The sequence below is a fragment of the Paraburkholderia unamae genome (assembly GCF_003268775.1).
Classification (GTDB): Bacteria; Pseudomonadota; Gammaproteobacteria; order Burkholderiales; family Burkholderiaceae; genus Paraburkholderia; species Paraburkholderia unamae.
In genome coordinates this window covers 42207-53653 of record NZ_QLSU01000052.1, presented here as the reverse complement: position 1 = coordinate 53653, position 11447 = coordinate 42207, and the positions used below count along the sequence as shown (strand labels likewise).

The 11447-nt window shown below is 55.3% G+C and carries 10 protein-coding genes; 7 read left to right on the top strand and 3 right to left on the bottom strand.

The genetic code is table 11. The annotated features are described in order from the left end of the window. The first annotated feature begins 345 nt into the window (after window positions 1-345). The 7 genes from C7401_RS42945 (at window position 346) to C7401_RS42910 (ending at window position 7853) form a co-directional block, all read left to right on the top strand. Window positions 346-780 carry an SET domain-containing protein gene (locus C7401_RS42945; protein ID WP_112178132.1) on the top strand — a complete coding sequence of 145 codons (435 nt, stop codon included), beginning with the start codon at window positions 346-348 and terminating at the stop codon, window positions 778-780. Between the two features lie 422 nt (window positions 781-1202). Next, window positions 1203-1826: a hypothetical protein gene (locus tag C7401_RS42940; protein ID WP_112178131.1), complete on the top strand. Its 624-nt coding sequence runs from the start codon at window positions 1203-1205 to the stop codon at window positions 1824-1826. 254 nt (window positions 1827-2080) lie between these two features. Further along, window positions 2081-2728, top strand: coding sequence for a hypothetical protein (locus C7401_RS42935; RefSeq protein ID WP_112178130.1), 648 nt, complete (start codon window positions 2081-2083; stop codon window positions 2726-2728). Between the two features lie 285 nt (window positions 2729-3013). Continuing rightward, window positions 3014-3697, top strand: coding sequence for a hypothetical protein (locus C7401_RS44740; RefSeq protein WP_146758099.1), 684 nt, complete (start codon window positions 3014-3016; stop codon window positions 3695-3697). Between the two features lie 667 nt (window positions 3698-4364). Beyond that, window positions 4365-4673 (top strand): hypothetical protein, encoded by a 309-nt coding sequence (locus C7401_RS44735; protein ID WP_146758098.1) that lies wholly within the window; start codon window positions 4365-4367, stop codon window positions 4671-4673. Between the two features lie 316 nt (window positions 4674-4989). Beyond that, the gene (locus C7401_RS42915) at window positions 4990-6975 is read left to right on the top strand and encodes a hypothetical protein (RefSeq protein WP_112178126.1); all 1986 of its coding nucleotides are present in this window, start codon (window positions 4990-4992) and stop codon (window positions 6973-6975) included. A 533-nt stretch (window positions 6976-7508) separates the two neighbouring features. Beyond that, a complete protein-coding gene (locus C7401_RS42910; protein ID WP_146758097.1) occupies window positions 7509-7853 on the top strand; it encodes a DCL family protein in 345 nt (114 codons plus the stop codon). A 45-nt stretch (window positions 7854-7898) separates the two neighbouring features. On the opposite strand, the gene C7401_RS42905 is transcribed toward C7401_RS42910, so the two are convergent. From C7401_RS42905 to C7401_RS42895, 3 genes are read right to left on the bottom strand one after another with little or no spacing between them, the layout of a single operon-like run. Continuing rightward, a complete protein-coding gene (locus C7401_RS42905; RefSeq protein WP_181565831.1) occupies window positions 7899-9956 on the bottom strand; it encodes an AAA family ATPase in 2058 nt (685 codons plus the stop codon). Further along, window positions 9953-10426 carry a hypothetical protein gene (locus tag C7401_RS42900; RefSeq protein WP_112178123.1) on the bottom strand — a complete coding sequence of 158 codons (474 nt, stop codon included), beginning with the start codon at window positions 10424-10426 and terminating at the stop codon, window positions 9953-9955. Before C7401_RS42900 ends, C7401_RS42905 begins: the two co-directional genes overlap by 4 nt. Then, on the bottom strand, window positions 10419-11342 hold the full coding sequence (locus C7401_RS42895; protein WP_112178122.1) for a hypothetical protein: 924 nt from the start codon (window positions 11340-11342) through the stop codon (window positions 10419-10421). Before C7401_RS42895 ends, C7401_RS42900 begins: the two co-directional genes overlap by 8 nt. Window positions 11343-11447: the final 105 nt, after the last annotated feature.

The window sequence follows — 11447 nt, the reverse complement described above, 5'->3', positions numbered from 1 at the left end:
CCGTGTTCTGTTCGCTTTGCTCAACCGCTCGCCCACTGTCGTCTTCAAGGCATGAGGGCTAGCGCCGCACAAAACGAATTGTTCAGGCCGGACTACTAAACCGCGCGGAACTCACCACGGTGCGCACAATTGCGGCATGCTTCGGCCTCGACCACCTCAAAATCTGCACAGCGACGAGGTCAAACTTAAGAGGCAAATAGCCGGCGCGTTTGCGACGACGACGTGAGCGCCGAGTGGCTCATATGTGCCGGCCCATGACCAGACACCCGCAACGATCCATCGTCACATGTTGGAAGCCATTGCTGCCGCTATACTCCGGATCTCCCTTGCTCACACTTTCCCGGCATGAAGCGCGTTTCCGTTCGGCACTCTCCCATTCACGGAAAGGGTGTCTTTGCCCTGCGGGCGCTTTCCGTCGGCGAGCGCATCTTTGAGTACAAGGGGCTTGTCACCACCTGGCGGGAAGCGACCCGCGCCTACGCGCGGCGCGCCGATGCCGGGCACACTTTCCTCTTTGGATTGTCGGACGGGCGCGTCATTGATGGCGGCCGCGGCGGTAACGGCGCAAGGTGGCTCAACCATGCGTGCAAGGCGAACTGCGAGGCGATCGAGCAATCAGGCCGCGTCTACATCAACGCTCTCAGGGACATCCAGCCCGGCGAGGAGTTGTTCATCGACTATGCGCTTGAAGTCTCGGCGAAAGCGCGCGATTCAGCCAGCGAGTACGCCTGTCGCTGTGGTGCCAGGCGTTGCCGCGGCACCATGCTTGCTCCGATCTAGGTTCTCTCCGCAGACGGTTCCCATCAACGCAGTACGCGGCGACTGCGGGGCCAGTGCCGCTAGGCGCGGAAGCCTCCGCACATCAGGCACACCGAACGCGTCAAAGGCCGTGGTCCGCACTGCATGTGGCCGTTGGGACATTATTTGCTCAACGCGCCGTTGCCGCCGAAGTGCCGGTGTCGGCCATGAGCGGCCACTCGCCACCCAATCCAGATAGCGGCCATCCAAGCAAGGCAGTATGCTAGCGATGGGCCACATCAGCTAACTATGCCGTCGGCTGCTGCATTCTAGTCTTGTCATTTCTTTGCGTGGAGCGCTTATTGTTCTAAAGTTGCATCTAGGAAGTCTTATCCCACTCGGATGCTACTCAGTAGAGCTGTCGTCAGAAAACTAGTTAGATTCTTTAATAAAGGGAAATTTATATGGACGACAACACAAATATAGATGATATCCTAAAAGAAATTGATGAAATATTCACCTTTTCGCACAATATAATTAATGGAGAGAATTTCAACCTTAACGATCCCTACAAAAAAATAAATTACACGTATTTCAGATTGTTTTGCACTCATTTTGAGTCGTTGTGCATTCTGGTACAGAATTGTCACTTGAGTTCTGGAATTTTGCTCATGCGAGCAATGCTAGAGCTATTCGTAAAAACGTTTTATTTGGAGTTTATTGAAAAAGAAAAGGAGGCCATTGTTGATGATTTCATTTCTGGAGAAAAAGATTTTCCAAGTTTCTTCACAATGACCAAGGCGCTTGAAGAATATAAACATGATTCATACGGAGATTTTAAATGTTCATTCAATCAGTTCACCAAGAAATATTTGGCGAGCTATGAAAAATTCTCATTATTCTCCCACGGCAGGGGCGAAGTCCTGCGGGCTTTCTATAATCACAATAAAATCTCCTACACAACCGAGCAAATTTCGGAAGTGCTTTTGACAGCAAAAGGGATGTTTGAACAACTATCCCTTCTTCTGTTTTTTACCCAAGATAATTTTGATAAAGTTGGGCTTCTTCTTGAAAAAATAAAAGGTTAAACAAGTGGTTGCAGATGACGCTTGCAGCGTACTCAGTCAAACGTTGAACGGCAGCTTTCCTTATAACTCAACGGCCACATTGGGTCGTGCTGGGAAGTTCACGGCGCGAGTGGGATGCATTGTGCATCGGCTGGCGTGGACTTCCGGGGTCGGCTAGAAACGATCACTCAAGAAAACGCACCAAAACGGACCCAGCTTCTGTTCGTCTTATTATTTCCGTACTTAATAATTTTAGCTAATAGGATTTTCTTGCCATGCCACTAGACGAGTCATTCCGAAATGATATTCATGCGTACTGCATTCGCGATCTCCCTGGTGATCTTCAGTGGCATATAGACCAGTTTCAATTTGTGGAAGATCCAGAGCTAAAGAAGCGTCTTGGACGTGCGTTCTACTCGGCGAGATACCTCGCAAAGCTGATGGAAGCACTGTTTGCAACCGGAGATGAAATTCATCCATTCGTGAAATTTCAGATCATGCAATACGCTTCGATTTATGAAGCCGTAGTCTCATACCTGCTGTGGGGTAAATATGCCGATCACGTCGAAGTCAAGAAGCTGCAAACACACAAAGCCTACAAACCCGTTAGTGCTCTTGGTGGCTTGACAAAAATTAAATACGGCGAAGAAGATCTGTTTACTTGTGTCTATCGCGATGCAAAGACCCCAAGGAATAGCATTCCATTCAAAGACAAAGTTGATTGCGCGGTGCGTATTGGCTTCATTGATGGCGCCTATGCAGAAGATATCAAGCGAATCTATGAACTGCGCAATCTCGCGCATATCGAGACTGAAGCAGAAAAGCAGATCGAGGTAGAACTTGAGCAAGCTAAGACAGGATACTGGCGAATTAAGCCATTCTTAGAAAAAATCACGGCTACGCTTGCTGAAGATGCTAACTAACTCATCATTGCACCGGACCGGTGCGAAAGGCCGTGTACGCTGGCGAATTCAGGAGTTGGCCGTCTGCTTTGCCAAAGGGGAAAGGGCCGCTTTGGGTCGACACCGGCAGTTCGCGCGGCATGTGCTTGCCGCAGCCACGCCTCTGCGCCCTCCGGTTGGCACCGGATCGGTTGTCCCGCGCGATGGATATAGACAAAGCGGAAGCAGCGATAACTGAGTCGGAGAAAACTGCCGAATTTGCAATTTCGCAAGGCGTCACGAAAGCAATCAATGGCGGCGCATGGGATGACAGAAAACGATGGGATTACACACGTGCTGAAAAAAACATTTTATCTTAAAGTAATTTCCGTTCTTACCCTTTCTGTAGCATCTGCAGCATATACGCAGACAAGCTTTGCAGACGATAGCCTCTCCACCAGCGGGAAGTTTGTCGATGCCTCGATAGATGGGAAACAGATACATTGCAGCCTGGATATTTCGCCAACCTACGCAGTTCAGAGCACTGATGGTCAGTCCATCATGGTATCGGATCGAGGGTACGTACTAAAGTCTGATCTCAAGAACTGTCAAGCGGGCAGTAATCTTCACGTTAAGAATATCCCTGACGGGGTTGGATTTTTATCGGATATTAACGTTCCCCAAGGAATATACATATCCCTTGACTTTGTGAGCACGCAGCCGATGCTTTATCTAGCGACAGTCGCGAAGATCGGCACCAAGAGAAACCTCATAAATCTGGATGGCGCATACATCGTTGGGAAAAGCATCAATCAACTGAAAAAAGCCGCGTTTTCGACATCCGGCGATGCTGGCTCTTCTATCATTTCGCCAGATGGACGCTATGTTGCTGCGGACGGCCAGATCGACTGTAGTCAAGATGCGTATCCGGGCGTTTGGGATGTCTCGAAGAATTCGCGCGTCTTTGCGGATACCGATGCTTGCAATGCTCTATTCAAGCAAACGAAGTGATCGCGCTGCGCCCCCACGACAGTCTTCCGCGGGCAAACCGGCGGTGGATAGAAAGTTCTTACCGATAATTCCTTGGGACCACTTGTGCTCGGTGCCTGAAATCGCCGATTCTTTCTCGAACATGGGTGAGCTCAACCCATCACACAGCCGCTGATAGCCCGCTGTTCTTCCCTTCGCGAATGGCCAGTATCGAGGAAGCTGAGTGTCTCTAGCGGGTCGGTTACGGGCTTCCGCGTCGGGCAGTAGTCCGACCTAAAGAGAGCGCGCATGCTGGCTGATCGCGCTTTCCACTCGAAGTGGAGCAAGACCTCGGAGTATCTTCGCGAGGCGCGAGCCCACCTCTCGGAAACTGCCGAAGGCGTGTGCGCGGATGAGATCGCCTAATTTGAGGAGTTCCTGGCGCACAACGAGCTCGAACTGGCGCTGGATGCCATCGAAGCCTCTTTCAGGAAGGGGGGACGATGCGAACTGGCGCGCGCTGGAGTATATGGCCATGGCAGCGCTGAGCATCGAACTGGTAGATCGCCAAAGGATGTGCGATCAATGGCTAACACGAGCACGAGGCTGGAATTACAGGACGTTTGCCACGATAGGAGCGGTCGTCTGAACTTGCCGCAGCGGAGATGTGCTATGTTGATCCGTCAACAAACAAGTTAAAGGTCGAACCGTGGCACTGGTCAATTTCTACAACAAAACACCCTCAGACACGCAGATCGCTTCAGACCTAAGCAACGACGAGCTTGTCGTGTTCACGCACCCGACTAGCGCCGAAAGAGACCTTGCCCCGCAAGTGGAAGCGCTGGTCGATTTTGAATTTAATACGCATCACACGACCACCCATCCGAATTGGAACGGCGACAACTACTTCGTAATGGTTCGCAGCGATTTTGACTACGCCGTAAAGCGCGAAAAATTGCGCGCGCTCGCGGTGAACTGGGCCGATGCTGGGTATCCCAACCAAGTCGAACACATCTAGCCTCATCCAGCCTTCTCACAAGACAGCCCAGCCGTTCGCTCTGCGGCTCCGATCCGCAGTTTGTGGGTCGGCTTCAGCCCACCGCATCGGGCAGCGGTCGGCCACGAGCGTGCGGTCGACGTCGGTGCCTAAATCGCCAACAATCAAGCCTTCCGGCGTCGTATAGTGCTGCTTCGTCTGGGACGCTCAATTTTTGAATCGGCGCCAACACGCATGGAAAATGAGTTTCGTCGCGCGCGCCAATTTAGTGGAGCCAGGCGAGCGAAGTAGGGCGTCGATACCCTCAGGCAATCTCCCGAACACAACCAGCGTATCCATGACGAAATCCTTCCCGTTGCGCTTCGGCGATCAAGGCCAGTACGAGCTCAGCAAAGAATCGTTTGACCACATAGTCGCAGGCGAGACGACGATTCGTCCTGTGGTGACCCCGACCGGCAAGTACCAAGAGACGGTGCTGTCGGGTGGCCTGCACACCTACGCCCGCTGGAAGAAATTCCTGGACCTGCACCCAAAGGTTGTTCACCTGATGGAGTTTCGCCTTGGCGTCCATGACGCCTGGTGGTTCGCGCGGGAGCTTCAGAACGGGTGCATCACGCTGAAGATCCCCAGACGGCTGTTCACCAAAGGGGCTGCCGGGATCACGCAGCAGCCAGACAACTACTACAAGTCTGGCTATCTCTGGAAGACGCTGTTTCCGGTGACGTTCACCGAGGACGACATCATCGATGTGATCGACGAGGCGCTCAAGAACCTCGACCGGGAGCTCTCGGATTCGATTACTGCGGAAAAGCCCGACGGCGTGCTGTACGGCTACGCCAGGCTGACTGACCCATTGAAGGCCATGCTAATTCGCGTCCAGATGCGCGGCAATCGCATCATGTCTGCCTTTCCCGCGTGGGATCAGCCTTGGACGGGCAACAATGGCAAGGCCTATTCGCACTTCCATTCGATCAGCTTCTTGCTCGCCGAGTCAACCGTCGACATTGCGGATTTCCGGCCCGAGTACGGGCCAGTCTTCCAGGGTGATCGGTTCGATCGGGATGCGCTGCTGGCGAGCACGCCGCAGTTCATCAAGTCGCGCAGGAACCGCAGCCTTGCCACACCGGTCGACGCGCGCAATGCAGCCCGTGCGGAGACCTTGGGAAAAGTGGCCATACGGGCGACCCCGGCGGACTTGGACGCCATTGACCGCTACCTCGCAGACTATCCGTGTGCGAAGGACCCGTTCGGGGTTCAACGTGACATGTACATGCACTTGATCGACGAGCTCGATCGGCGGCCTGAGCTCTTCAATGCCGCTCAGTTAACAGAGAACGTTGGCGAGTGCCTCTATGTTTTGTCCGCGTGCGACGGTATGTTCGATACTCGCCGCGCGGTGGACGTGGCGATTCGCTTCCTTGGGCAGGCACTCGTCCACACGGGCGGACTGAACACGTTGATGTTCAAGGCGCTGATCGGGGACATGATCACCATGGCGATTGGCCACGCTGATAAGACAGCGTTGCGAGACGTGCTTGCAGCGCTCGCCGCCTCGCCGTGTCGGGCCGCGCTGTATACCGAGTTCGACCTTTTTCCCTTTTACCCGTTTCGCAAGGAAGGGGAGCCCGAGCCGCCTGAAGGCCAGGAGAGCCCCAAGCTGCAATTCAACGTTGATCACCTGCTCGAGTTCATCGCCTTCAATCTGGGCGAGAACTACTTGATCGCGTTCAGCAAGGAGCAGCGGCTGACTTTTGCACGCGATACCCTCGACCACGGCAATCAGTGGCGGCTGGCTCGAGATCTGATGTCCAAGTTCGCTGAGCGCGACTTCGATCTCTTCATGCCTTACGTGCTCGATCTGGACGATCTGAACGATCAGGTTCCGCCGACCGAGCAGGACCTGTTGACTATCGTTCGCGACTACGGACGGATGATGGTCATGATGCGCCAGCGCGTTGTCTTGGAAGATCCTGCGGCCTACAAGGCCAAGCTGGAGGACCTGGAGAAGGGCACCGACGCTTACGACGCCCTCTACCGGCAAAAGCACAAGCGCGACTACGTCCTGACGATGCACCAGGTCATGCTGGCCAAGGCCATGAAGTACGCTGACAAGGTGGGCTATGCCAAGTTGAAGGCTGCTTGCGCGGAAGCGCTTGTGCGGCTTCCAAAGGAGCACGTGCCGCCGCCTCGACGTGTCCCTGACTACATCGCTATCTACCGAAAGGACGAGTGGGGGCAGATGACGCTTGTCCCCGACGGGGACGATGCCGATGATTCGACCGCCACCGTTCTGGACGATGACGAAGATGGCTCAGGCGATTGACAGAGTCCTTGAGATCTGAAGAGGACTCGGTGGGCCGGCACTTTGTTCTCTCACGCCGCCCCCTTGCTCACTTGCTTACCCGCGACTTGGCGGATCGTCTCATCGGTCGTCCAAAGACCGTTGGCGATGAAGCGGAAGTTCACGAGTGTGCTCGCGTAGCCGTCGCCTTCGGGCAATTCCGGCTAAATCTCTACATTGAGGATGATCAGCACAGCCTCCATTTGACCGCTGTCATTATTTTTGAGTGATGCAATGCTGGTGCGAGCGTCCGCTGTGGAGAAAAGCATCCGTCCTTTGTGGGTCGACTACAGCCGACCACTTCAGGCGGTAGCCCTCGGCCAACCCCGGCCGTTCGTCTCTCCGCAGGTCTGTAAATCAAGCGGCCGGTACCGCTGAAAATTGCCGATCGCCCCCTCCGAACGACCGGTGCGATCAAGTGCTGTCAGCGAAGGACAATATCGGACGTTTCTGTTAACCTTCGACAAACCTGTGGATAGGCTATACGGTAAGCGATCAGTCTTTGCGGAGGAGCCGTGAGTAAAGCCAAGACCATCACCCTTCCCAACGGGCGTACCTGGCCTAAGAAAGGCGATGCCATAGATCACTTCAAGGAGATGCTTGCCCGATACCGAGATGGCTCGCGGGTTTCTGACCCGACAGATCACAATGACTTGGTGTCTCTGCTGGAAGTGTATGACTCGGTCTTGGATGCGGGTCGGCCGAGCAAGGTGGGGGCAGGCGTGTCGCACTTTGAGCGACGCAGGGATCAAGATCACCCTGGCCACACCTCATGCTTCTTCGTCGTGCGCACCGATGGTACCAGCATCGACTTTAGCACTCGGCGGGCGCTCGATGTCGCCAGCGAGAAGGCGTCCTGACAGCAAGAACCCACGCGGCTAGGTCGCCTTGATGGATCGTTCCGCTCATGCGACTAGGGGTCGGATAACCTTGCCTTCCCACTGGATCAACTGAAACTCCAGTCCAGCTGTTGCTGTCATAAACACCGACTCGTCCTCATCGAACGATGCGGCAACGATGGCCTGAAGGCCGGGCTGCGCGATTAGCAGTTGAAGTAGCGCGCGCTGACTGGCTGAACGCATCGAATGCTGGCCAGGCTCATCCATCAGAAGGAGTCCAGGGTGCTGCCCTTCGAACCCGCGGGTCGCAGACGTTTGGTACAGGGCCAGCAAGTAGCTCCAGATGAGGCGGACGAAGTCGCTCGCGCTCGAGTCCGCAGTTAGGCTTGTCTGCACCTTCGGACGAAGAATCTCGCGCAGCTCTAGCTCCGAAAGAATGGGTGTCAGCGTGTCCAAGCTAATGTGGATGTCGGCAATCTCTGCACTCTCATATCCGAAGGAACTGGCATTGCCTCTGAAGTTTTTCTCGAAGAGCGAGATTCTGGATACGTCGACATCGCTGTAGGTCTCTTTAGGAAGCGCCCGCCTGTCACCTTGGTTCGCAGCCAGACGGTCGGCAATCTCTCCAAAGGCAAACATGAGAGCCTCCGCCTGCGTGTTGAATGCTTGCAAGTTCGATAGCTCTAGTTCAATCTGAATCTGTCGGCGGACGATGGCGCGAGACTCCGCCATACCGGTGCTCACGTCGCCGCGTAGCGAGTTGCGGTAGTCATGAGTCGCCGCCAAACGGGCAGCTACGTCTGCGACGGTAATTTCAGACTGACGAATTTCCTCTACCGCCCCGTTGATCTGGTTTTGCAGCATCTTTCGCTGGCTGTCGAGATAGTCGATGTTGGTGTTCAGGTCCATCTGCGGACCCGTCACGATGCCGAGCAGCAACGTGTCGTCGACTGCTTGATGGCAGGTTGGGCAATGGTCCGTTGCAACCTCTATCTCCATCTGAGCGCCAAGATTCCGCAGCTTCAGAGCCGTCTTGTTCCGCTCCAGGTCTTCACTGGCTTCGACCAGAAGGAGGCGCAGTTCATCCAACGCAGCTTTCTGTAGCGTCAGATTCGTGGTCGCACGTTCATGCAGCACGCTGAGCCGTTGCAGTTCAGATGAGGCACCCTCGAGTTCTTGTAGAGCCTCTGCGCCGGAGGCCTTTCCGTATGCCTCCGCCTTCGCTCCCAGTGAATTGTGTTCGGCGCGAAGCTTGCTGACTTGGTCCAGCAAAGTGGTCTTGGTCTTGCCATCCGACTTCACGAGCAGGACGGTCGCGGGGTCGAACATCGAGACCGGCGTGGCAGACAGGCCTTCAATGACGATGCCGTTTGCAACTGCGGCCTGCCGCAGAGTGTCGTAGGCCTTGCGCCAGTCAGAGTCAATCGCTATGGAGTCGGCGTCAAGTGCCGCTCGTTTGGCCTGTCGCTCGAACACTCCCAGACCCAGCAGGAACTCGGTGACCCTAATGCGCGCGTCGCGAATCCCGAAGAAGGGGATATTGGCGATGTAGTCAGTCCACCCGCGCTTCTGCTCCACCGCGAGCGCGGCGAAGATCGTCTGCAGATACAGCTTGGCCATGCCGCCATTCGTCGCTGGGACTTGTGGCAGTTGATAGCCCATGAACCCTTCGAGGAACTGGAAATAGCCTTCCTGCTTCTGGGCGCTGCCAGGATCAAAGAGGTAGGTTGGCCGCGGCATACCGAGTTCGGCGCCCTCTGTGAGATGGGCGCCCTCAAAAACCTCCATCAACTTGGACTGACGCACGGAATCGCGAATTGCCCGGCGCAGCGTAACGCAGCCCCCAGAGGCGTTCTCCAGCTCGACAAGAACCTCGGAGCTCCCCACTGTGACGCGGCTATCGCCTTGCACGAAATACTCTTTGACCGCATAGGGCAGCACCTTCTCGCCCTTGCCGCCGATTAGCTCTTCCATGCCCAAGCCGTAAATGAGGGTGTTGTAGAACGTGCTTTTGCCGCTCGAGTTGCTACCCCGGATGACGGTTAGGCCACGGCTGAATTCAAACTTGAATCCGAACTCGCCTTGGGCTGTGGTGATTCTTAGTTTTACGGCCCTGATCTTCATGCCGACTCCCATCCCTTCGCAACTTTCTCGACCATGCCTTCTGTGATGTCCTTACCGATCTGCGCCAGAAGCTTGCGCTCGGGTGTGAAGGCGTCGGTATCCTTGAGGACTTCGGCAATGAAGGCTCGGCCTTTTTCGGTCAATTGGTATCCGGTTGAGGTGGTCTCGATCAAGTTCTCGGCCACGGCAAACCGAATGGCGATGGCTAGAGCGGGGTCGAAGCCCCACCCCGTCATGTTCAGTACCTTGGCCTTCGCGGCGTCGACCAGTTTCTGAATCCGATCGGTACTCTTTAACGCCCAGTTGAACAGGTGCAGGCGCGGCAACGTTGACTTCCCGCCGCGAGACGACATCTGGAGAACCAGAAGCAGTTGCGTGATCTTGTAGAGCGGGCGGTGCTCCACCAGCACTGGAGACGGCCGCCGGACGAAGCGCAGACGTCGAGGCTCGACGGCGACGGCTTCAGTCATAGTCAACCTCGCAAACTGCAATCCACCTTGCGACGATCATGCGGGCGATGTCTGCGGCGTCGGTTTCGCCAATAGAGGGGGCTAGCTCCCTGACGATGCGCGCGGTAAGGCCATCGCGAATCTTGTCGGTCAGCTCTTGGGGTGTTCCTTCCCAGGTAAAGCACCTTTCATCGACTTCGGCTTCGTACCCGTTGATGAGCCGCGCAAGCCGTGAATGGACGGTTGGTGCCGTGTCGTTCATCCGTTTGAGATAGGGGCCGTGGTCAAGGAACTCTCGCAGGGTCTTCGCGTAAAGGCGAGCAACCCGACCTTCCAGTTTGTCGGCCGGAGCATGTGCAAGTCGCGTCCGCGTCTTGCGCATGATGTTCTTCTCATAGGTCTCGGAGTTGCTGTTCAGGTCGGGCAAGACCGCAGGCAAGCTACCGAAATCCAGTGCCTGACCGACGGCAAGCTTCATTTGCTGAATCTCAGTCGCGTAGTGGTCGGCGTCATGGACCAGCACCTGAAAGTCGGGGGCTAAAATTGACAGATTCCACCCGCGAACCTCAGCCTCCTTCGCCTGCGCGTGCTTGATGAGGTCGTTGTGGGCGATAGTCGGCGTCACCAAGTACCAGCGCCGCAGCTTGGTCGTGCCCAACACCTTCGTCAGGTCGGTTTCGTTGGTCTGAAGCTTCTTCAGGTCTGTCGTGATTTTGTCCCGCTGCTTCTCATAGAGATCTTTCGGCGGGTAGACCTTATCTGGGCAGTAGCACTGATACCCGTAACCTGTGGTCTTAGTGAAACCCTCCAAGCCGTAGTCGCCGGGAGTAGCCGGAATATGGGTGTAGCCGTCGTCCGTGAACTTGCGCTTGAAGACCAGCTGACACAGCCGTTCCCAGCTGTTTCCGTCGAATGCGCCGTAGGGAGTCTGAAACACGCTTGAGTTATCGCTATCGCTTAGCCAAGATGCGGAACGGAGATACCGATGATCACTGCTCTCGAGAAAAGTAGTGAAGATGTAGTTTGGCGAATGCCGTCTGAA